Genomic DNA, 23676 nt, shown 5'->3' with positions numbered 1-23676 from the left:
TCTCTCCGACCAGGATCAGAGAGATGATTTTTTCAGTATTATTGATGTCCTGTATCATCTATTGTTGGCTGCGCTTGTTGCGTATTGACAGCATATCTGCTTCTATCAGACTCGCCCAGGAATATGATTCCATATATTCTCCACGGTATGACCGGATCGCCTCGCTATCTCCCCGGTAGAAGCGGTACATATCACATTCTATCTTTTCGGGAATTATGCGCAGACCTGTACGCTCCATCTGAAGAAGGTCATCTATGCCATATTCCCTTAAAGTATCACGCAGACTGCGGATAATAGCATCAAGGTATTTCTGTCTGCTGTGATCGTAAAGCGAGTCCTCAAATAAAACAGCAGATATCTCCGCACGAGTCACGCTCATGCCACGGCGGTCGATAAGAAACGCCATCATTTCTTTTGCCTTGGAACGCTTAAATGTGACCTGTTTGCCCTTTACGAACAGATCAAAGTTGCCGAAAGTCCGAGCTTTGATAAGCTGAATATCTTTTTTCGGGCGGGATGACATCGCATACTCTATCTCGCTTTTGAGCATCTGCGGCATCACAGGCTTGAGCAGGTATCCGCTTGGGTGCACCGAAAATGAATCATAGGCAAATTCCTTATAAGCAGTCAGAAACAGTATCACCGTATCAGGCTTGAGCTCCCTGATCCGTGCAGCCATGGTTATTCCGTTCATATCAGGCATATCAATATCAAGCAGTGCAATATCAATGGGATTTGAGCTTATCCATTCCAGTGCATCGTCCACCTTGCAAAATCCTTTTGCATATACGTCGGAATATATGCTCCTGCACATAGCCAGAGTATCCTCCACTGCCAACGGTTCATCGTCTACGCATACGATATACATTTTTTCACTCCTCACTTACCGGTATCCTCATCAAGACTTTCGTGCTTTCACCCGGTCTGCTGTCTATTTCTACCGTGCCGCCGCACATTTTCTCTATGCGCTCACGGACGTTAGATATTCCGATATGCAGATCATCCGTATCGTCTGTCTTATGCACATCAAATCCGATACCGTTATCCTCTATCACTATCAGGTGACTGTTATCCTCACGGTAAGCGCTTATTTTTACAATGCCTTTTTCCTTGCTGCGCACGCCGTGCCTTATGGCGTTTTCCACAAGCGGCTGCACCGTAAGGGCAGGAACACAGCACTCATTGTCACGGATATCGTATTGTATACTGATATTGGGAAACCGTATCATTTCGATCTCGGTATAGACCCGTGTGTGCTCCAGTTCCTTTGAAAACGGTATGAGCCCTGCTTTATCCAAGGATTGAAGATTCTGGCGCAGATAGGTACTGAACAATCCTATGGTATGCACAGCAGCATCAGGGTCTTTTACACAAAGCGCACGGATAGCAGTCAGGGTATTGAACAGAAAATGGGGCTGAATCTGGGTCATCATGATCTGGATCCGATGCTCCGCCTGCAATTCTCTCTCATGAGCACGGACGAACTGAAGATGAAGCCAGATGTAATACATTACGCAGCTTATGGTAATAGCTATCGTCAGAAAGCCCACAGACAGCTCGCTGTATTCAACGGTATAATCCATTATCACCGATGCGCTTATAAGCACAAGTGCAAGAACAGGCAGCCAGGTCTCTTTTTTCTCCTTTGGGCGAAACACGCTGAACGTAAGATACAAGCAGTACAAAAAAAGCAGCACGCTCACTACCAGACAGCTTGGATTCAACGGTCCCGATTTGAAATGGCCGAATGAAGAGAATGAAAATGCAAGCGGTGAGAATAGTGCAGTCATATATATCCCGGCATTTATGCACACCGCCGCCCACACAAGTTTATATTTTCCGCCGGGTTTGATTATGTGAATAAACAGTGCCAGTATGGCAGGGCGCACAGCATAACCATAGATAGATACAACTGTTCTGAAGAGTATACTTTTTCCCGAAACGTATACCCATATATCAAAATAATTCTGTAGGATCAAAGTAAATACAAGTATGGATATAGCATACATTATCCTTTTCTGATCTCTTTCCAGATAGTTGTCCAAAAAAACTGAAAAGAACAAAACGATCACCAATGCCAGAGAAGGCAGAAGCGTTACCAGATCCATAGTTGACTTAACGGCAGTGATATCAACAGTTTTGCCTCCGATAGCCTTCACAGATCCCAGGTTGTATATCTCGGTATCCTCAGGAGCTTTGTTGCCGTATATCAGCGCCTCGTCAACAGTCATATATCCCTTGACATCATTAAGCACCCCTCCACCGCGTGTAAGAGAGGTGTTGGCTGTTACCGAACCGCCTTTAATGACCAGGTCACCGTAGTTGGCGATACCGCCGCCGGAATCCTTGGCGGTGTTTCCCGTGATGCACCCGCCTTCGAGGATCACCGCTCCGGTATTATTGATGCCGCCTCCGTGAGTTGAATATCCGCCTGTGATCTTGCCTGCGGCGCTGAGCGATCTGTCTGTTACGGTAAGCATAGCACCGGAGCGCACAAAAAAGGCAGTACCCTCGTTGCCTTTATGTTCCTTCAGAGCACGGTCTATGGTATGTCCGTTAAGGTCAAGCGTTAGCATTTTTCCATTGGGTATGACGAGCGATGTGTCATTTTCCCCTGCTGTTATGTCCGCATTCAATGTGATCGTATCACCTGATACGGCGTTGTCTACCGCTTTTTGCAATTCAGACCAGCTGCTGACATCGGCTTCCGACTGCTGTGCGCTTGCAGCTAATGAAAAGGGGAAAGCAAAGCTAAATACAGCAGTGAGTATCAACAGTGAAATAGTGCACAATGATACTTTGCAATATTTTTTTGAACACAACACTTTTGATCACCACCCCGCTGCAAGATGCTACAATCGTACATATTATATCACAATCTGCGTAAACAGTCAATCACAAAAGGGATATCCCCAAGGTCAAACAAGGAGATATCCCTTTTATTATTTACTGTGTATTTTACTTAATGTAACGACAGCCTGTCAAAGGTATTTTCCCACGTTATAGATTATCTTGTCATCGGTTATTTTTCCGTAGCGTATCGCTTCCTTTGGGCAGTTACTCAGTTTATAAAGATGCTTCGTCCGTTTCATATACACAAAACACGGCAGTTATCAGTAAGGCTATTTTACATCTGTAAGATTTTATGATGATCATGATTTTATAAATATTTTGTATAATCTCGATCCAGAATCAAGGAAATTCGGGATAAGAAATAAATTGACAGTTTTGAAATACCATGATATAATTAGAAAAGACTTTACAGATTTTTGGCTGGCACAATAACAGATCCGTTGGCTAAAAGACAGAAATATAGACTACATAGAAAAACAAAGGAGGCAATCGCTATGAAAAAGTCAATTCTTGCAAGATCCGTAAGCATAATTCTTGCCACATCCCTCATGCTGGGCATGACCGCATGCGGCGACAGCAGCAACGCCGAAAGCTCCTCAGAGGTATCGTCATCGGCAGCAGGCAGCGAACAAGTAAAAGGCGAATCAAAGACATGGGGATCATTCACAGTTCTTGTGCCTGATGGATGGACGCTGAAAGGCGGAGATGTTTTTGATGAAAAAGACGAAAACATCTGCTCGGTAAGAAAATCAGATTTTACATACCTTGATTTCAAAAGCGAAAAAGAAGAGGTCATGAAACAGCAGTACGATTACAACCACAGGACCTACACTCTTAATCAGAAGGATCTTCCCGAGACAGAGATAGCCGGTATCAAGTGGAACGGCTTTGAGTACGGCGCCGAAATCAACCCCGGGTTTGAGCTTTATGCTTCATACAGCGGCAAGAATCTGAGAGTTTCCTGCGTGGGGTTCACTTTCAACAGCAAAGAAGCTCAGGCTATACTTGATTCGCTCAAAATCAATGACTGATATCTTGATCCAGCAGTCCTCGTATGAGGGCTGCTTTTTTGTTCTAAAATCTTTTCTCCTACGGTTATATTATACTGTGGAGTTTTTATTTCATGCAGTAAACGTGAATTTACATAGAAAACAATGGATCTGACAATGCACGCTCTGAATATACTTGTAAAAAAGAAAAATTTTTCAGCAATAAAAAATTGAAAAAAGTGAAATAATGTGATATAATGTCTATTGGTTCTACTTTTTTCGACTTAATATTACAATTACAAGCAAAAGGATCGTATCGTATATGAAAGTGACAACGATTTTAAAAAACGAATTAAAAAGGCTGAAAGCAATGACTCTGCGAAACTTTTTCACGGCTTTGACGGCAGCTTTGCTGTTCAGCGGCTTAGCAGTATTGAATATGCCCTTGTTCGCAAAAATGCTTTCGCCGTTAAATTGGATATTTGTGATCCTAATTCCGTTTACCGCTTTATTCTTATTCTATATTCTTGTTCAAAAGCCTGAGCGGTCAGTGCTTTGGTTTACAAAATATGTATACTATATTGCTGCGCCAATGACTATCGTACTAATGACGAATTTGTTTTTTGATCCTGCCCTGGCAGAGGAATACTTACAAAACTTTTCAGGCAAATTCATACCCGGCTGGACAGCATTGTGGTGGCTGGGGCTGGCGGCTGCTTATATTACCATGAGGCTAGCTGGGTACGCCGTTGCCAGAGGGTATTCCAAAGGCAGCTTCTGGGCAAGGGCTGTCTATGCCCTCGCTGTAATGTACACGCCGCAGAAAACTATCAGCAAGCAAAAGCGGCAAGGAAGAGCCGGCTGGGTGACAGCATCTGTATGCATGGTGTTTATAGCCCTGGCGGTTTTTATGGGCACTGTCACATTGTTTTTACACAGCGTATACTCAAACATGGAGTTTGAGGCGATACTGTTCACTGTGAGATTTGCTGCCGGTGGTCTGGCACTTGAGGACCTTATTTCAGGCTTTACACTTTTTATTTTCTTTGCACTGGTAACAAGTTATCTGTGTTATCATGTGAGCAAATGCTTTGGAAATGATGAAATAACAGTTGTTGACGGCGGCAGCGAAGGTAAATACACGCTCAGGCTGGACAAAAGAAAAAGAGCTGTACATATTGTAGTTTCTGCAACGCTTCTTGTGGTATGTATCTCCCTGTTTTCCGCACAGACTCACTTTGTTCACTATCTTAATATGAAGTCAGGCAAGTCGGATCTGTATGAAAACTATTATGTCAAGCCCGACAAAAGCATTATAACATTCCCCGAAAAAAAGCGCAATCTGATATACATATACCTTGAATCCATTGAAAACACCTATGCTTCAAAGCAGGCAGGCGGCTCCCAGGAAAAGAATTATATCTCAGAGCTGACCGAGCTTACAAAGGACAAGGACAGCGTCAGCTTTTCAAACACCCGGCAGCTTGGCGGAGCGTCTGTCTTTGTGCCGTCCATCACCTTTACACAAGGCTCCACAGTTGCTCAGACCTCTGGTGTATCCCTTAACACAAAGATATTCCCCCCATATACTGCCAAGGAGTTTCCGTCGACTGTCAGACTTGAAGATATTTTGCACGACAACGGCTACGAACAGCTTTATATTGAAGGCTCAAAGGGAGAATTCTCCATGTATGACAAGTACGTGGGAAGATATGAAAACAGCGAGGTATTTGACAGGAAAACAGCTTCAGACCGTGGATATACCGATGAAAACGCAGATTACATATGGAAATGGGGTATTGAGGACAGGAAACTTATTGACGTTACAAAACAGCTTATTACCCAGATGTCCCAAAAGGACAAACCGTTCTTTGTTACCATGTATACCATGGACACCCACACCTTTGAGTGCGGTCACAGATGTCCAAACTGTGACAGCAGCATAAACAACGATTATCTTGCATCTGTTGACTGCTGTTCAAAAATGGTATCCGAGTTTGTGAAATGGATAAAACAGCAGCCGTTTTACGAAAACACCACAATTATACTTGTTGGCGACCACCTGGGTAACAAGAAGACCACAATGGTAGATATTGATGATGATTACGTAAGGACAACATACAACTGTATCATAAACCCTGCAAAGCAAGCATCAAGTACACAGAATCGTGTGTTTTCATCCCTTGATATGTTCCCCACTGCCCTTTCTGCCATAGGTGTACAGATCAAAGGCGACAGACTGGGGCTTGGTACGGATCTGTTCTCCCGGACAAAGACCCTGTGCGAGGAGCTTGGCAGTCAGGAGTACATGAAAGGGCTTGAGCGCAGCAGCGAATATTACGACAAGGAATTCTATCCATCGTAGGTAAATCAGATCAAAAGCAAATAAATATCACACCGGAAAAGCCGGTGGTTTTATAACAGTCCTAAAAGGGCTCTTCACCAGCCGCCCCTTAAGGGGCACGTAATAAGCTAAAGCTACCTACTGCATTACTGGATTCTTTTACTTATGTTACATCTTTAAACGGTTCCATGTATTCCTTAAAGGATATTTGTTCATACACCATATAACTCCCTCAGTATTGCTCCAATATCTCTCTTTAGCTTTCCGTAGATAGCTTTTCGTCTGTACTTTGGCGCAAACACTATATGATATTGACATTTCCGGCTTGTATGTGCTAAACTATACATATCATTAGATTTATTATCCATCTGGTGATCCCTCCTTGATTATTTGTAATACGGTTGGTAGCCTATTACATTGTATATCAAGGAGGCGTTTTTGTCTATTGTGCGGAACAGATTATGCTCTTACTACAGTTTATTTATTCCACCTGCATAGCAGGTGGTTTTTTATCAGAAAAATAAATCCCCCGTTAATAACGGAGGATCTGATCTTACTTATTTTTCAACTATACCGTTCTCGGTAAATTTAAGCACCCTGTCACATATTTTCAGTGCCGCAGGTCGGTGGGTGACTATAACCACAGTCTTGTCTGTCATACTTCTGAGATTTTCAAGAAGCTTTTTTTCCGTTTGCTCATCAAGGGCACTTGTGGCTTCGTCAAGCAGAAGTATGGGGCTGCCCGAGAAAATAGCCCTTGCTATCGCTATACGCTGCATCTGTCCCTCTGAAAGACCTGTGCCTCGCTCACCAAGCATTGTATCTGCGCCTTTGTCAAGCTCTCTCACAAACTCTCCCGCACAAGCTATATCAAGAGCCTTGTTTATCCTTCGGTCATCATTGGCGGCACTTTTATCCGCAAATGCCACAACTTCTCTTATAGTTCCGTTCATAAGGCGGTTCCCCTGAGGCACATAAGCAAAGAGTCTGTGATACTTCTGGGAAAGCTCCTTTCTCTCACCGCCTGCAACACAGATATATCTTTCTCCCTCATCAAGCTTATATATGCTCATCAGGAGCTTAATGACTGTGGATTTTCCGCAGCCGCTGTGACCTGTGAACGCAACATACTCACCTTTTCGGATATATGTGCTTATACCGCTTATCACCTTTGGCTGGTCGTCCTTTTTCAAGGCATCAAGGCTGTCCACAAATGGATAATAGGTAAAGCCTGCGTTTTCAAGTCCCATTCTTTCAAAGTCATGGTCATAGAACTCCATTATTTCATCAAGTTCAAGAGGTGTTTCACCGTCATCTTCAAACTGTTCGATCTCCATAAGTCTTTCCGCACTGGCGGTCATTGCATAGAACTTGGGAAGATAACCGCTTATATTTGCAAAAGGCATCTGGATCTGGCTTATAAGCTGTGTTATAGCTGTCATGGTACCAAAGGAAATGGTGCCGCTGAGGATACCGTATGCACAGTAGATAGCACCAAAGGCATACATTCCGTTCATTGCCACGCCAAAACCGATGTTGCAGAAATTTGAAAATCTGGTTTTTCGCATTCTTGCTGCCTTATGGTCAGCCATTTTTACCGTTGCCTCGTCAGACGTTTGTTTTTCTGCTGCAAAGGAACGTATCATCATAAGGTCACCGATATGCTCCTGAAGGAAAATACGGAGTTTTCCGTCCTTCTCCTGAGTATTTTTATGCAGTCTTTTTAAAACACGTCTGAAAGCGTGGGTGAAAAACAAAAGTACGATCCCGCCGGGGATGATAATAAACGCAAAGCGCATATCAAGCACCAGTATCATCACAAGAGCGCTGATAAGCTTTACCGTCATTCCCGCAAGCCCGGGAAGTATATCAACGTAGCTTTCCGACACCACAACGGTATCGTTAGTCAGCCTGTTGAGCCATTCACCGGAATGGACTGCGTTGACCTTAGCAAAGTCCTTTTTCAGGATATTATCCATGAGCCGGGCTTTGAAGGTGTTTTCAAAAGTTGCCTTTGAAAGCTCGGTAAGCCATCTTATTACAGCACGCAAAACTATCTGCAGACATACAAGGGCAATAAGCAAACCGACATAAAGCCAGAACTCGTTTTTTTCACCCTCTGTGGCACTGTCAACAATGTTTCGCAGAAAAACCGCATAAACAACACCGCTGGCACCGTTCATTGCCTGGACGAACATCAGCAGAAGGATATATATTTTTTTTCTTCCAGGTATGGCATAAAGCCACCTAAGGATATGATTTTTCATTTACATCTTTCCTTAAAACTGTACCGGATCGATCCGGATATCACTATCCGTAAACAGCGTTTCTTATAAAATACATTATAACTCTCCGGTCTTTCATCATATACAAAAGCAGAGGCATCATGTCGGTACCGACGTTTGTATAGGTCAATGTCCCGTTCTTTTTCAGTTAGTCCTGAAAATTTGTTATCTCAGTCATCAATAGCTCCTATTTTTTTCAGCTCAACGATGACCTTATGGACATCAGATTCTATCTTTCCCTCCGGAGCATCGTACTGCTCACGAAGCGTTCTGACTATCTGCGCTTCGGTGGTGTCCTTCTTCAGCAGCTCAAGCACATTGCCAAGCATTTTGTTGCCCTTTACTATTCCGGAAAACTTTGCCTTTCCTGTAGCAACAAGCATTGTCTCTTTTCCTGTGTCATGGACGATAAAATCTTTTCTGAGTTTCATGTCTTTATTTTCCTTTCATTTCATTGCATTGTAAGCGGTCTGAGCCGCACTGATATCCATATTGCAGCCAAGTCTGTAAAGTTCGGTCTGCGCCAGCATTTTATCAAGCGAAGCCATAGATCTTGCCAGGGCGACAGGATCGGAGGGTCTGTACATCTGCTGAAGCATCCGTGGATACACCTCAGGCACATTTACAGGAACTGCAAAGTTTTTCTCCGCCCTTTCAAGCACCGCTACTGCTTTAAGCGGCACAGATATGTTTTCACCAAGCCGATGCTTTCCGTTATAAGGAGTTCCGTAGATGATAACGCCGTTATCGGAGACCTTGATAAGAGGCTTGTCGTCATTTACCATGACCGCCCTGTCACCAAGATACTCCCGCCACAGCTTTGAATGTGTGGATTTGCCTGTTCCGCTGGCGGCGGTAAAAAGATACCCCACTCCGTCAACAGCTATACATGAGCCATGAAATAGAAATGTATCATAGTAAGGCATCCTCTCGGATATCTTACGGTACACAGCAAGCTCTTCAAGATAATCGTCAGAGGCGTCATAGGGCTTTCTTCCCTCAGCCAGCGCAGTTTTAACAGAGCGTTCCCGCTCATGATCTATATCGTTCTGAGATATATTGACCTCAAAGTCAGGTTTGCCCGTGCTTTCATAATCACGGCAGTATTCATGCACCGAATCATACAGCGAACTGACGCTTATAATAACGTCAGCTATCTTATATATCCCTTTCATCTTCACTCTCCTATCCGGTGGGGATCCTGTCAGCCTCCATTCACAGGAAGCTTCCATTTTTATTTATTGCTTATTACAGCCTTTATGAATGAAACAAAAACAGCATCACTAAGCTTTATTGTATCACAATAAAAATCATTTGTCTATCGTTTAAACAAAAAAAACGACAGAATAAATCTGCCGTTTCGGAAATTATAATCTTATAAGCTCACGAGGTATCTGGTCATAGTCGAACATAACTTCGGAATGATTATCTCTTACAAGCTTTTTGTCTATTACCCTGCCTGTCTCACGGTCCTTGGTAAGCTTATAGATCTTTGACACTCTGAAATACTTATCGTCTTCTTTTACGAAGTGGTGGTCTTCCTCCACTATCTCATATGTCCACGGGAACTGTGACCTGCTCCTGAGTTCGCCTCTGAGCTCTCCATCCTGGCACCATACACACAGCTGTACCGGCTGGTCGGTAGTATTTTTAAAGCGAAAATCCACATAGTTATAGCACACCGACGTTCCCGAACTCATTGGGATCCTTTCTCCTTCATCAGGTGCAAGGGCATCCGAATGGGTATGGAACTCAGTAACCTCCATAGGGCTGTGAAGGACCAGAAGGTGTATAGTGTTTCCCAGGTTGCACAGTCCGCCGCCAAGACCGGGTGTAAGCTTATTTGCGGAGATTATTCTTCCGTCCTTGTATCCTTTTTTTCTTGTGATCTTTCCCACAGTTCTCCAGAAAGAAAACGTCTCTCCCGGACGAATAACTATACCGTTGATCTTTTTGCAGGCAATATCAATATTCACAGCTTTATTCTCCTGCAAAACAGGGTCAATGCCCTTTCCTTTTTTGATAAGATGATTGCTGTGGGTAGAAACAATATTGCGCAGTCTCTTTTTAGTTGTTCCCCTTGCAAAAACATCCTTTCCGGTAAAGTCCTTTATGTAGCGCTTAGCCTTTTCCTTTGCCTCTGATATCGCATAAGTTGTGGGGCTTATATCGCAAAAAAGCACGTCTTTTTTCCAAAGCATTATTATCCACTCCTCAGAATATTGCCGAACCTGTGCCTGTATTTCTTACTGTGCTTCCAGGTCCACATTACAAAGTATTCAATATATCTTCGCTTGCCGATCCTTTTCTCCTGGGGCAGTCGTATAAAACGCACCAATATGCTTGGTATGCCCGCATTATTTGCTCCTCTGATATCGGTTATGATCTGGTCGCCGATACAAACGGTCTGCTTTTTTTCAAGCCCCATAAGCTCAAGAGCTTTAAGATATCCCTGAGGGCTTGGTTTGTCGGCATCACAGATATAAAGGGTGCCGATATTCTTATTAAATCGCTCCACACGGCTTTTTTCATTGTCCGAAAGCAGGAGCGTCTTAAATCCCATTTTATGCAGCTTTTCAAAAAAGCGGTCTATCTTTGGGTTAGAGTCATCTCCATGGTGTACCAGGGTATTGTCCACATCAAATATTATTCCTCTGATACCCAGCGCCCACAGTTTTTTGTAATCGATGGCAAAAACGCCGGGAGCATATTCATAAGGGTAATACTCTTTAAGCATACTATTTCTCCATATAATCACATACCGTGTTTATCTGCTCACAGAAGTCATCACCGAAGCACTTATCAAAAAATCCGCTTCCTATGGTGAAAGACCAGGGTTTTATCCTCTTTATCTCGTCCAGACGCTCATAGCTGTTTATGCTTCCTGCGACGCAAACAGGCGCATCAACGTTTGAAATAAACTTTTCGATAAGCTTTGCAGCATCTCCCGTATAACGATACCCAAGAAGGTCAATACCGTATGCACCCTTTGATATGTAGTACTTTGCGTCACTTATCATCTTTTCCACGTCTCCGCTCATAACGGTGGGGCGGTCTTTAAGTTCACCTACAAAAGGACAGTATCTCATGTTATTCTGCTTGCAGTAATCATTTACCGAATCGAAAAACACTGTGCCCATAAGCAGATCGCATCCGCATTCCACAGCCATTTTTGCGCCTTGGATACATTCCTTTTCCGTATACGCAACTACCTCCAAAGCAGTCTTTTTACCGCAGGCGTGCATATGATCAAAAAGCTTTTTCATCTCATCAATAGGCAGAGGCTCCTCTTTAAAGCCCCAGTACTCAGCTTTGGAATCTTTGCATCTGTCAAATATCTCATAAGCATCCTTGACTGTATGGTCATTATATGTAAGCATAACGACCAGAACAGGTCTGCGTTCCATCTTCTCTCACTTCCCCCACGACATTGATTCGGCGATATTCGATTTATTATATCATTTTTATCCAGTTTTGTCAACATATAATATCAAAAAAAGAAGACCCCTTTGAAAGGGGTCGGATAAAACTATTCTTTTCCATACATATTGACCGCCATAAGGATACCGCCCACTGTCATTTTAAGATTAGCGATAAGCTCGTCGTTATTCTCTTTCAGGAACTCAACATCCTTATTTCTTGCGGCTTCTTCTATCTCCTCTGCCAGCCTTGAAAGTCTTTCCGCTCCCACAGTCCTGGAGGCATTTTTCAGAGAATGGATATATACACGGTATTTTGACACGTCGCCTTTTTCAAGGCTTGAAGTAAGCTGTTTTTCTCTGTCCTCTGCGCCGGCAGTAAATTCACGGAGCATCTCGGCATAGAAATCAACATCATTCATGCAGTATCTCAGACCAAGAGCTGTATTCAGACCGCCTGCTTCCAGCATTGAGATATACGCAAAAACAGCCTCTTCCTCGCTGTCTGAAAAGCCGTCATTTTTCTGTCCCTGAGCGTCATCTGAAGTATCATAGTGCTCACGGAGCTTATAATCCTCGTCCTCACTCATTATCTCAAGCATTATCCTTGCAAAGTTAGGGTCAAACTGTTTTCCCTTTCCTTTTTCCAGCTCGCTTCTGATATACTCCTGTGCAAACACGCCGTGATAGCTTCTTCTGGACGACATAGCATCGTATGCATCGGCAACAGCGATTATCCTTGCCTCCTCGGGGATATCCTCCCCTTTAAGTCCGTCGGGATAACCCATTCCGTCGTATCTTTCGTGGTGATACCTTGCGCCGATAGCCAGCTTTGGCATCTCGGTTATATTTTTAAGTATACCGTAACCGACCATGGGGTGGGTCTTTATAAGCGAATACTCCTCATCGGTAAGCTTAGACGGCTTATTTATTACCGTATCCGGTACACCTATCTTGCCAACGTCGTGCAAAAGTCCCATCATGTATATCTCTTCCTGTGCGCTTTGAGAATAACCTGCACGCTTGGCTATCTCACGGGTATAATCGGCAACTCTTGAAGAGTGACCGTTGGTGTACTTATCCTTTGCGTCAATAGCTCCCGCCAGGGTGCGCACCACCTGAAGAGAGAGTCTTTCGCTTTTTTCATGTTCCCTGACAGCCTCACCGGACTTACGCTCCACCTCGGTACTGAGTTCATTTCTCAGTTTGCCCAGCTGTATCATATTCTTGACCCTCAGAAGCAGGATACTTGTAACATAAGGCTTTGCCACAAAATCCAACGCTCCCGAAGCAAGTGCCTTGCTCTCGGTATTTGAATCGTGACCCGACGCAAGAAAAATAACAGGTATTTTAGCGGTTTTCTCATCGGCTTTCATGCGTTTGAGCGTTTCAAAGCCATCTATACCCGCAGTTTTCACATCAAGCATAACAAGATCCGGAGAATGGTCTTCAAGGAATTTCAGCATATCCTCGCCGGATTTAAAGCTGTCCACCTTATAACCGTTAAAGGACAAGATAAGCTCAGCCGCCTTACGACCTATATCATCATTATCAGCCATGACAACATGATGCTGCAAAAATTACCCCTCCCCTCAAATTTGTTATATCTTATACATTATATCACAAACGTCACAGTTTTTCAAGTACCGCAGCTAATAAAAATATCATTTTCCATAAAAACTATCAGATCATCTCTTTTCGCTGCTAAAAAAGAAGATCGCCCAATGCAGCCATGCAAAAGGCGATCCATGCGTACAAAACGCTGTATTATGGAGATGAGGAGAATCGAACTCCTGTCCGAAAACCTATCCCTGCGAATTTCTACGAGTTTAGTCTGTTATTTTGGGTTGCCCCATTTCCCTTACTCAAAGCAAGCAGACACGCTTTTTTGTTCGGTAGGCTGTGATACACCGCAAGGCTACAGCCATTGCCCGGCGGCGTTCACCACTAAGTCGACGCCTTCACCTGAGCCGTGGTACTCTCAGGCAAGACGGGCACTGCGCTTAGGCAGCAGCCAGTTCAAAATTATCGTTGTCGTCTAATTTTAAAACGTGTGCCGTTTTAAGAGTTTGCACAACTCTACTCGCTTATCACACTTCAAGATCCCCGTCGAAACCTTTACATCCCCGTGATATAATGGTATATGATAAAGACAGTACCGGCGTTCACCGCTTGAGGCGGAGAGAAAACCGGATACGAAATCCTTACATCCACGTGCTACTGATTGCGCTCTTTAAGCGTTCTTTCAATTTCCCGTGCGGCGGCTTTATTTGCCATGTCCTCACGTTTATCGTGGAGCTTTTTACCCTTGCAAAGCCCAAGCTCCAGCTTAACCCTGCTGTCCTTGAAGTACAGCGAAAGGGGTATCAGCGTCAGACCCTCCTGCTTTACCTTCCCCAGAAGCCGCATTATCTCCCGCTTATGCAGCAGCAGCCGCCTCACTCTCAAAGGTTCACGGTTGAAGATATTGCCCTGTTCATACGGCGAAATATGCATACCCTTTACCCACATCTCTCCGTCGTCGATAGAGCACCAGCTGTCTTTAAGATTTACGCCGCCGTTACGGATCGACTTTACCTCAGTGCCGACAAGCTCAATTCCGCACTCAATACTTTCAAGCACAAAATAGTCGTGGCGAGCCTTGCGGTTGTCCGCTATCTGCTTAGTGCCTTTCTTATTCACAGCCAACTTTCTCCCTCCCTCTTTAAGAGTATTTCATTATATCACGGCTTTAACCCTTTGTCAAGGAGTTTTTTGTCCGATATTACATTTATTCCTGCATTTATATTTGTTTTACAGATTTTAGCAACAAGACAATTATTTCATTCACAGAAATTTAATAATATAGCACACATAATCATCACATAAATATAGTATAATTTGCACGTTGTATTGTAAACCAAATACAGTATGGAAAGGAAAAATGAGATGTTAAAGAAAATTTCTGCTTTAATAATAGCACTTACCATGTGTGCTGCCATGCTTTCGGGCTGCAACAATTCAAGTTCAAGTGATGCTGACTCTGGTTCTTCCGATGTTTCCAGCTCTGCCGAAGGATCATCCTCTGCAGACGGTTCTTCATCTGACAGTGCGGTAGTCCCTCCCCAGCAGCAGTCTACTATCTCTGAGCCTTCTCTGACTATTGACGGCAAAAAGATGGACATAAACAATTTCACAATGATGACTATCAACGGTGTTGACGTTGATTTTCTCACATTCAGATACTTCTATTTTTACACTGTAAACCAGTTCACCCAGAATTACGGTGCAACACTGGATACTCTGAAAACCGTTAACGGCGGTTTTGAGGACCTTATCAAACAGACTGTAAACAATATCAAAAACAGCAGGATGGTCGTTGATGTTTTCGCAAAGGACGGAAATATCACGCTTAACGACGATGACAAGAAGGCTATTGAGGAAAACTACAATCAAACCAAGTCTCAGTTCTCCAGCGATACCGAGTTCCAGACTCAGCTCAAGAACGCTTATCTCACCGAAGATATCCTCAGAAAGAACATTGAATACAGCCAGCTCACAAACAAGATAAGCACAACGCTCTTTACTAACGAGGGCAAATACGCTACAAAGAAGGCAGACTTCAGAAACATTGTCAAGGATCCTTCCAAGTATGCCTGCGAGCTGCATATTATGATCCCTTATTTCTCCGAGACGGAGCTTGATGCGGAGACTATGAAGAGCTACAACACGATGACGCTGGAAAGCAAGCTTGCTGCAAAGCAGACTGCATACACCGCTCTTGATGATGCAGGCAGGGAGAAAGTAAAGAATGCTGCAAAGGCAAAGGCGGAGGAAGCACTTAAAAAGGCTGCTGCCGGCGAGGACTTTGCAAGCCTTATAAAGACCTACGGCTGGGATACTGCTCTTGCTGCAAATCCGGAGGGGTACTACTTCAGCAAGGAAAACTCCGACTTTCCTGCAGAGCTTATATCAAAGACCTTTACACTGAAGGAAAACGAGGTCGCAAAGGATCTTATCAGCAACGACACCTACGGTTTCTTTATTGTAAAGCGCTGTGCGATAAACATGGATTATGTTGAGAAGAACATAGACAACATGATCGCTCAATACGATCAGCCAAGGATAGACAAGCTTATACAGGAAAAAGCAGACACTCTTACCGTTAAATATTGTGACGGCTGGGACAAGCTGACTATCGACAGCATAACCTGATACAACGACATAAAAACTCCCGGGGAAACAGATCCCTCGGGAGATTTTTTTGCAAAAAATATTAGTCAGCAATTACAGGCTCTGTTGATGAGACAGAATTACAGTTTAAGTCCGTCAAAGGACTCTGCAAGCACAGTTTTTGACTTGTTGAACTTTTCCATTTCCTCGTCCGTAAGCGAAAGCTCAAGCACCTCTTTGACTCCGTTTCTGCCGATTATGCTGGGTACGCCGATAAAAACGCCGTTTCCGCCGTACTCTCCCGAAAGCTTTGCCGACACGGTAAGCACGCTGTTTTCATCACCAAGGATAGCTTTAACTATTCTTGTTATTGCCATTCCGATACCGTAATAGGTAGCGTTTTTAGCCTCGATTATCTTATACGCCGAGGTACGGACCTGCTCCTCTATTTTTGCCATATCCTCACGGCAGTAGCCGTTGCGCTTATCGTCCAGCATCTGCGCTACGGATTTGGTGGCAAGCATTACCTGTGACAATGGCACAAACTCGCTGTCGCCGTGCTCACCGATAACATAGGCGTGGATATTCTTGGGGTCAACGCTGAAATAATCACCCAACAGATAACGCAGTCTTGCAGTATCAAGAGATGTTCCTGTGCCAATGACCTTAGCTGCGCCGAAGCGGGAAAGCTCAAATGTGACCCTTGTCATAATGTCCACAGGGTTTGTTGCTACAAGGAAAATACCGTCAAAGCCCGATTTTACCACAGGTGTGATTATAGAGCGGAACACCTCGGTATTTCTTTGCAGCAGATCAAGTCTTGTTTCTCCTTCCTTCTGGGCAACGCCGGCTGCGATAACAACAATATCTGCATCCTTGCAGTCGGAATACTCACCGGCATAGATCTTCATGTTGGATTTTGCAAAAGCAAGACCGTGGTTAAGATCCATAGCCTCTCCGTTGGCTCTGACCTTGTTTATGTCGATAAGCACCAGCTCGTTGCAGATACCTCCCTGGTTTACAAGGGCATACGCAAAGCTCATACCCACCATTCCTGTGCCGATAAGCACAACTTTTCTTCTGTCGGTTGTCATAAAAAACTTCCTTTCTGTTTAATAGTCAAGAATTATAAGTGTACCGTTTTCCTTTGAATGTTTAACCGCTGTGTACATTATAGAATAAGCAAACTTTGCAAGGGATAGGGTATTATACTCGGTATGTATCTTCCCCATTTCCACTTTTCCGTTTCTGTAATAGGCATCGTCCGGGTAGCCCTCACTGTCCGTCCAGCTTAGTATGGTCTGTTCATCTGCTTTCCATTCAATATTGTTGATCTGCTCAAGCTCCCACTCAAGCATACCCACTGTACCGACCACACGCTCATGCCCTGTTGGCAGATAGCCTTTCCACATAAACTCGTCCGCAACAGGAAGCCACCACTCACACTCAAAAAGCGTCATGCCCTCACGCTCTTTTGAGCAGTAAAGCTCATATAGCGGATCCTTCCGGAAGTCGTAATCCTTGGGGATAGTTTCCGTAAGGGGCTTGTCAACGATATGGGCGCAGACATAAGCAAGCAGTGCATAATATGCGCACCAATCGGGTTTATTTGTATAATAAGGGGTAATATCGTTATCCTCGTTCCAGATCACGGGCTTTGTAAGACTTGGAGCAAAGATCTGAAGGAGCTGTTCTTTCCAGCCAAGGACTCCCCGGGTTATCTCCTCCACAGATGCAGACTCTTCGTTATTCGCCCGGACCATACGGACTTCAAATCCGTTCTCGATACCCCACTGCTGGACCGATGTAAGCCAGTTGCGGCTGTAATATCTTATAAGCGTTCCGCAATAAACATCAAGTCCCATATTATCCCCCTTAAATCATATTTACATATCAATGATACCACACAGCGCAGTTAAAGTCAACAAAAAGCAGAAAAAAGCGCCCTGAAAAGGACGCTTTCTTACAACACTTTATTACAGGAAAACATAATTGAGAATGAAAAGCCCTGCAAGCACATACATGAGCGGATTTATCTTTTTGAATTTTCCTGTTGCCAGATTTATAGCCACGTAAGAGATCACGCCAACAGCGATTCCGTCTGCTATGCTGTAAAACATAGGCATTGCAACTATGCAGAAATATGCCGGGATAGCCTCTGTAAGATTGTCGTCATCAAACTTTATCTTTGAGATATTGCTGAACATCAGAAATCCTACAAACATAAGTGCAGGAGCTGTTGCAAAGGACGGGATAGCTGTGAATATAGGTGCAAGCAGAGTGGATATCAGGAACAAAACTGCTGCTACAACAGCGGTAAGACCAGTTCTTCCGCCTGCACCAACGCCTGCGGCAGATTCAACAAACGTGGTAGTTGTTGATGTTCCGAGCACTGCTCCGCTTGATGTTGCAATGGCATCTGCAAGAAGTGCAGGCTTGACACCGGGCAGTCTTCCCTTTTCATCAAGCATATTTGCCTTTGAAGACACGCCGATAAGCGTACCAATGGTATCAAACGTATCCACAAACAGGAACGAAAGCATGACCACAATGAAATTGAATATCCCTATGCCCGAAAAATCGATATTGAAGCATTGTCCGAAGGTCTTTCCAAGAGCAGAAAAATCAGTCATTCTGAAGCTTGGGATAAGGGTATAGAAGCCTGCGTCAGCGTCCGGCTTGTAAAATCCCAGAAGCTCACAGCCTATGCCCAGCAGCCAGGTAAAAAATATACCGACAAGTATAGAACCATGCACTTTCTTAACGTGCAGTATAGCTATAAGCAAAAGACCAAGGACTGCAAGCACAGCGCATATACCCTTGGTATAGAGAGCATCGGAAAAATCCACCATATCAACAAGGGTAGAATCACTTTTAACAACAAGGTTTGAGTTTTGCAGACCGATAAATGCAATAAACAGACCTATACCAACCGATACAGACTGTTTCAGCGACATGGGGATACAGTTGAAGATAGCCTCACGGATATTTGTGAGTGTGAGCATAATGAATATCATGCCCTCGACAAATACGGCAAAAAGAGCTACCTGCCACGGATAACCCATTGTACCACAGACCGTGAAGGCAAAAAACGCATTTACACCCATTCCTGCAGAAAGCGCAAAGGGTAGATTAGCCATAAGTCCCATACACATTGATCCCACAAAGGATGCAAGACAGGTCGCAAGCATTACTGCGTCCTTATCCATACCGGAGCCCGAAAGGATATCCGGGTTTACCGCAAGGATATAAGCCATGGTCATAAAGGTTACCACGCCAGCCATAATTTCGGTGCCTACGGTACTTCCCCTCTCCTTGATCTTAAAAAGCTTTTCCATTCATACTTCTCCTTTTTTCCTGAAAATCAGGTTGATCCAAGAAATCCCCACACCACGTATGTTAAAATATACCTTTAACATAAACAATTATACTCCACCGGACATAAAAAGTCAATCACAACATATCAAAAAAGAACACGCCGTTTTCAGACGTGCTCATCATTCTTATTCTTTTTTAATTTCAACAAAGGTATGGAAAAATGAACGTTAAAAAATTCTATAAGCGGTCCCATAAAAAATGCTGTTATTACCGTTCCCACGCCTACCGAACCGATTATTTCATCAAAGCTCCCTCCGCCGATCACAAACAGGCAGATACCTATAATAATACAAACTATATCGGTAAGTATCCGGTCATATTTGAATTTCCAGATCTTCCACTTGTTATACATCACCAACGCCACAGCATCATATGTTGACACGCCCAGATCTGCGGTGATATACAGGGAAAGCGACAGACAGATCGCAACAATTCCCACAACCAGGAAGACTATCCTTATCCAAAGAGCCGGCTCGGGGATAAGATTTTCCAGCAGATCTTGAGTAAACTTGACTATATAGCCAAGAAAAAGCAGGTTTATCACTGTGGCTATGCCGATATAGTGTCTTTCTGTAAACAAAGCAAAAAGCAGCAGCACCGCATTGACAATAACATAAAGCGTGCCAAAGCTTATCGGCACAACATAGTCAAGTCCTGCCATAAGCGTCTGAAACGGGTCAACGCCCAAAGCAGCGAACTTGAACATACCTATACTTACAGCACAGATAAAAACGCCCACAAAGGACATTATTATCCTTCTGGCTCCAATAGCCCTCAGCTTTTCCACCTTATCACCCCTTATCCGTCTTAGTGATATTTTACCACACCATGTACATAAAGTCAACAAAAAAGCCTTACCCGCAAAAAAACGGATAAGACTTTATATGGTCGGAGTGACCCGATTTGAACGGGCGACCTCTACCACCCCAAGGTAGCGCGCTACCAATCTGCGCCACACCCCGATATTATTGGATCCAAGCACGCCAAGCGGCTTTCACACGAGTATTATTATAACATTACCCGAGCATTTTGTCAACCCCTGAAAATACATATTTGTGACGATCACCCACCTTGACTTTTTACATAAATTATATTAGTTTTTCGAGAAAATATTGACAAATCCGACAATTTATATTATAATGTCAATGTAATCTTCAATAAGAAAGTGAGGTCATTTCAATGGGAAAATTTGTTGTTAAAAAGACGAACACGGGCTACACTTGGTCACTGAAGGCAGGCAACGGCGAGGTCATCTGCATTGGCGGAGAGGTCTTCACAACTCTGGGCTCTGCTAAAAACGGATGCGCAAGCGTTGCCAAGAATGCTCCTGTGGCAAACATCGAGGATCAGACCACTGAGGGATTTGAGACCGCTAAGTGCCCTAAGTTTGAGATCTACACTGACAAAAAAGGCGAGACGAGATTCCGTCTGAAAGCAACCAACGGCCAGGTCATCGCTGCAAGCGAAGGCTACACCACCAAGGCTTCATGCAAAAATGGCATTGAAAGCGTAAAGAAAAACGCTGCTGATGCTCCTGTTGAAGAGGCTGAGTAAAATAATATTAAAACAGCGGGCGGTAAAATCCGTCCGCTTTGTTTAGGCGGAGCTGAACATGGGATATAAAAACGAAAAAAAGATATTCGGCAAAGGGCAGCGTGTGGTGCTTGACACCTTTACCGGAGAGGGTGAGGACTCTCACATAAGGTTTGAGGTGGCTGATTACAGATACAAGCTTTCACCGTGGAAAAACAAACGCAGCATTGAGTTTTTCAACAACGGCAGATATATCTATTCCACAGTATATCTCAGCCCTCACAGACATTTTCAGCCCCTTTATCCACAGGCTCAAAGGGCAGCTGATGCTTTCTTTTGTCAGCAGCCCCCAAAAAAAGCTCTTGTGCTTGGCTGTGCAGGGTGCTCTATCCCAAGGTTTGTGGTCAACCACTATAAGCAGTGCACTGTTACGGGGGTCGAATACTCAAAGCAATTTGTTGACATTGCCAAAAGATTCTTTATAAGCGGCGATATGCGCTCCCGCTTCAGACTGATACACGACGATGCCTTCCGGTACGTTGCTCTGGCACAGGGGAAAGAACAATTTGACTACATACACACAGACATTTATATCGGCGATAAGATACACCCGGAAGCTTTCAGCGAAGATTTCATAAACAGCATTTACAAGCTTCTTTCCAGCGAAGGGCTTGCTCTTTTCAACGCCTTTCAGGTGCCGCTCGAGCAGCTAAACAGCATAGCCGACAGCATTATCGCTCCGTTCAGTGGTATCTATGTGCTGGATATGTACCGCAAGTTCTTTGTGGCACTTGTAAAAACACAGGACACCAACAAGCTTGAAAGCTTTGAAAAACAGATAACAAAATTCATGGTAATTGAACACAAAAAGAGATAAATATTTATATACTACAGCTTCCTATCTGTTGACTTTTCGGTCAGATATGGTATAATATAAGATAAATAAGTAATATATTCAACCAAAACGGCGGCAGCCGAAACAGGAGTAAAAATGGTCACGTTATTTTATACTATCATGCTGGCATTTTCGCTGGTTTTGTCTATTGCATATATATTTCTGTGGCGCAAGCACTTCGACGTTCACATAACGCTGGTCTTTGCTCTGATACCGGTGGCAAATCTTGGGTATCTGCTTTACTCAAAAGCCGAGTCCTATGAAGCTGCACTCATGGCAAAAAAGATCATCTATATCGGCGGATGTTACCTGCTGCTGATCATAATGCTTATTGTTTTCAGTCTGTGTCATATAAAACTGCACGGTCTGGTAAAGGTAGGGTTTATGACGCTGAGTACGCTGGTATACATATCTGTACTCTCCATCGGCACTTCAGATGTTTTTTACAAAAAACCAATTGTTTTCTATACAGTCAACGGTATACCCAATCTTGACAAGAAATACGGGTTTATGCACACTGTGTTCACCGTAATGGTCTTCGGGTATTTTACACTTGGTCTGATCGCAATAGTATACAGCCTCGTCAAGAAAAATCAGATATCACGAAGAAACATTTATTTTCTTTTTATCTCTGAGGCAGTTTCAATAACTGCTTATATCCTGGGAAGAACAGTGATACGTGACATTGACCCTGTTCCTCTTTCCTATGTCTGCGCTCAGCTCATGTACCTGCTTATCATCAACCGCATCTCCCTTTATGATGTAACTGATGCAGCAATAGATTCAATGGTTCAGGAGGGCGACAAGGGCTTTGTATCTGTCGATTTTAAATACAGATACCTGGGAAGCAACCACACCGCACGAGAGATCATCCCTGCCCTCAAAGATCTGACGGTGGACAAAACGATCAAGAATAATGAAGCTGTGAAGGATACGCTTATCCGCTGGCTTGACGTATTCAAAAGCGAAAATTCCCGCAGTCAGTTCTATTACGAGAAGGAGGATAAGATTTATCTTATCAGCTTATCATTCCTTTTCGATGGGCACAAAAACAGAGGCTATCATCTGTTTATAACCGATGACACGCAAAACCAGCAATACATAAAGCTTATCGACACCTTTAACGACGAGCTTATCCACGAGGTGCAGGAAAAGACTGCACAAATACTTGAAATGCATGACCAGATGATACTTGGCATGGCAACACTGGTCGAAAGCCGTGATAACTCAACCGGCGGTCACATCAAAAGGACAAGTACCGCTGTGAAAATACTCACCGACGAGATGAAAAAAGATCACTTTATGGGCTTAACGGATCAGTTTTACCGCAATGTTACCAAAGCTGCTCCAATGCACGACCTTGGCAAGATCGCTGTTGACGATGCCATACTCAGAAAGCCCGGCAAGCTTACCGACGAGGAATATGCCATAATGAAGTCCCACGCTGCCGAGGGTGCAAAGATAGTTCACGAGATCCTTAAAGACACAGAGGATACGGAATTCCATCTTATCGCCGAAAATGTTGCTCACTACCATCACGAGCGGTATGACGGTTCGGGATATCCCGACGGGCTAAAAGGCGACGACATACCTATCGAGGCACGTATTACGGCTATTGCAGACGTTTACGACGTTCTTGTCAGCAAGCGTGTATACAAGGAAAAGGTTTCCTTCTCCGATGCGAGCCAGATAATCCTTGACGGAATGGGTACACAGTTTGACAAAAGGCTTGAACCGTATTTTGTAAAAGCACGACCCAAGCTTGAGGCATATTACAGCTCCATAGAGTGCTGATCTTCAGAATAATTAAAAAGACCGATAACGCTTT

General features: G+C 43.9%; 20 protein-coding genes, 1 tRNA gene, 1 other RNA gene and 1 pseudogene. 6 read left to right on the top strand and 17 right to left on the bottom strand.

The genetic code is table 11. The annotated features are described in order from the left end of the window. Positions 1-58: 58 nt before the first annotated feature. Positions 59-868: a response regulator gene (locus tag T494_RS11815; protein WP_051539808.1), complete on the bottom strand. Its 810-nt coding sequence runs from the start codon at positions 866-868 to the stop codon at positions 59-61. A 4-nt stretch (positions 869-872) separates the two neighbouring features. Then, positions 873-2774 carry a histidine kinase gene (locus T494_RS13210; protein ID WP_155983989.1) on the bottom strand — a complete coding sequence of 634 codons (1902 nt, stop codon included), beginning with the start codon at positions 2772-2774 and terminating at the stop codon, positions 873-875. A gap of 573 nt (positions 2775-3347) precedes the next feature. Between T494_RS13210 and T494_RS0100565 the strand changes: the two genes are divergently transcribed. Both T494_RS0100565 and T494_RS13205 read left to right on the top strand, forming a co-directional pair. Then, complete coding sequence (locus T494_RS0100565; protein ID WP_028504621.1) at positions 3348-3884, top strand: hypothetical protein; 537 nt, start codon at positions 3348-3350, stop codon at positions 3882-3884. Positions 3885-4434: 550 nt separating this feature from the next. Then, a complete protein-coding gene (locus T494_RS13205; protein WP_242836349.1) occupies positions 4435-6207 on the top strand; it encodes an LTA synthase family protein in 1773 nt (590 codons plus the stop codon). 203 nt (positions 6208-6410) lie between these two features. On the opposite strand, the pseudogene T494_RS11800 reads toward T494_RS13205, so the two are convergent. The 10 genes and pseudogenes from T494_RS11800 to smpB all read right to left on the bottom strand — a co-directional run. Beyond that, positions 6411-6554, bottom strand: a pseudogene (locus tag T494_RS11800) (transposase); the annotation flags it as partial. Between the two features lie 189 nt (positions 6555-6743). Beyond that, positions 6744-8453 (bottom strand): ABC transporter ATP-binding protein, encoded by a 1710-nt coding sequence (locus T494_RS0100550; protein ID WP_028504620.1) that lies wholly within the window; start codon positions 8451-8453, stop codon positions 6744-6746. A 188-nt stretch (positions 8454-8641) separates the two neighbouring features. Further along, positions 8642-8902: a PqqD family protein gene (locus T494_RS0100545; RefSeq protein ID WP_028504619.1), complete on the bottom strand. Its 261-nt coding sequence runs from the start codon at positions 8900-8902 to the stop codon at positions 8642-8644. A gap of 15 nt (positions 8903-8917) precedes the next feature. After that, positions 8918-9646 carry a hypothetical protein gene (locus T494_RS0100540; protein ID WP_028504618.1) on the bottom strand — a complete coding sequence of 243 codons (729 nt, stop codon included), beginning with the start codon at positions 9644-9646 and terminating at the stop codon, positions 8918-8920. Between the two features lie 192 nt (positions 9647-9838). Continuing rightward, on the bottom strand, positions 9839-10672 hold the full coding sequence (locus T494_RS0100535; protein ID WP_197021099.1) for a VanW family protein: 834 nt from the start codon (positions 10670-10672) through the stop codon (positions 9839-9841). A 2-nt stretch (positions 10673-10674) separates the two neighbouring features. Beyond that, complete coding sequence (locus tag T494_RS0100530; protein ID WP_028504616.1) at positions 10675-11208, bottom strand: HAD-IIIA family hydrolase; 534 nt, start codon at positions 11206-11208, stop codon at positions 10675-10677. 1 nt (position 11209) lies between these two features. After that, positions 11210-11878, bottom strand: coding sequence for a hypothetical protein (locus tag T494_RS0100525; protein WP_028504615.1), 669 nt, complete (start codon positions 11876-11878; stop codon positions 11210-11212). Positions 11879-12000: 122 nt separating this feature from the next. After that, positions 12001-13467, bottom strand: a complete 1467-nt coding sequence (locus T494_RS11795) for an HD domain-containing phosphohydrolase (protein WP_037343504.1) — start codon at positions 13465-13467, stop codon at positions 12001-12003. Between the two features lie 190 nt (positions 13468-13657). Next, positions 13658-14018, bottom strand: a transfer-messenger RNA (tmRNA) gene (gene ssrA / locus T494_RS13570). An 89-nt stretch (positions 14019-14107) separates the two neighbouring features. Beyond that, positions 14108-14578 (bottom strand): SsrA-binding protein SmpB, encoded by a 471-nt coding sequence (gene smpB, locus T494_RS0100515; protein WP_028504614.1) that lies wholly within the window; start codon positions 14576-14578, stop codon positions 14108-14110. Positions 14579-14818: 240 nt separating this feature from the next. Between smpB and T494_RS0100510 the strand changes: the two genes are divergently transcribed. After that, entirely contained in the window at positions 14819-16084 is a 1266-nt protein-coding gene (locus tag T494_RS0100510) for a peptidylprolyl isomerase (protein ID WP_028504613.1), read from the top strand. A gap of 98 nt (positions 16085-16182) precedes the next feature. Here the strand turns inward: T494_RS0100510 and T494_RS0100505 are convergent, their stop codons facing one another. The 5 genes from T494_RS0100505 to T494_RS0100485 form a co-directional block, all read right to left on the bottom strand. Beyond that, positions 16183-17136, bottom strand: a complete 954-nt coding sequence (locus tag T494_RS0100505; RefSeq protein ID WP_028504612.1) for an L-lactate dehydrogenase — start codon at positions 17134-17136, stop codon at positions 16183-16185. Between the two features lie 18 nt (positions 17137-17154). Further along, on the bottom strand, positions 17155-17907 hold the full coding sequence (locus tag T494_RS0100500; RefSeq protein ID WP_028504611.1) for a hypothetical protein: 753 nt from the start codon (positions 17905-17907) through the stop codon (positions 17155-17157). A gap of 111 nt (positions 17908-18018) precedes the next feature. After that, positions 18019-19380, bottom strand: coding sequence for an NCS2 family permease (locus T494_RS0100495; protein ID WP_028504610.1), 1362 nt, complete (start codon positions 19378-19380; stop codon positions 18019-18021). 146 nt (positions 19381-19526) lie between these two features. Continuing rightward, a complete protein-coding gene (locus tag T494_RS0100490; RefSeq protein ID WP_242836348.1) occupies positions 19527-20207 on the bottom strand; it encodes a hypothetical protein in 681 nt (226 codons plus the stop codon). Positions 20208-20305: 98 nt separating this feature from the next. After that, positions 20306-20382: transfer RNA gene (locus T494_RS0100485), tRNA-Pro, on the bottom strand. A gap of 217 nt (positions 20383-20599) precedes the next feature. Between T494_RS0100485 and T494_RS0100480 the strand changes: the two genes are divergently transcribed. The 3 genes from T494_RS0100480 (at position 20600) to T494_RS13200 (ending at position 23642) form a co-directional block, all read left to right on the top strand. Continuing rightward, positions 20600-20974 carry a YegP family protein gene (locus T494_RS0100480; RefSeq protein ID WP_028504608.1) on the top strand — a complete coding sequence of 125 codons (375 nt, stop codon included), beginning with the start codon at positions 20600-20602 and terminating at the stop codon, positions 20972-20974. A gap of 58 nt (positions 20975-21032) precedes the next feature. Further along, positions 21033-21830 (top strand): hypothetical protein, encoded by a 798-nt coding sequence (locus T494_RS0100475; protein ID WP_028504607.1) that lies wholly within the window; start codon positions 21033-21035, stop codon positions 21828-21830. Between the two features lie 114 nt (positions 21831-21944). After that, entirely contained in the window at positions 21945-23642 is a 1698-nt protein-coding gene (locus tag T494_RS13200) for an HD domain-containing phosphohydrolase (protein WP_051539803.1), read from the top strand. The last annotated feature ends 34 nt before the right edge of the window (positions 23643-23676 follow it).

It is taken from the genome of Ruminococcus sp. FC2018 (assembly GCF_000621805.1).
Taxonomy (GTDB): domain Bacteria; phylum Bacillota; class Clostridia; order Oscillospirales; family Ruminococcaceae; genus Hominimerdicola.
Note: the sequence above shows the minus strand (reverse complement) of the source record. Positions and strands in the feature narration are given on the sequence as shown.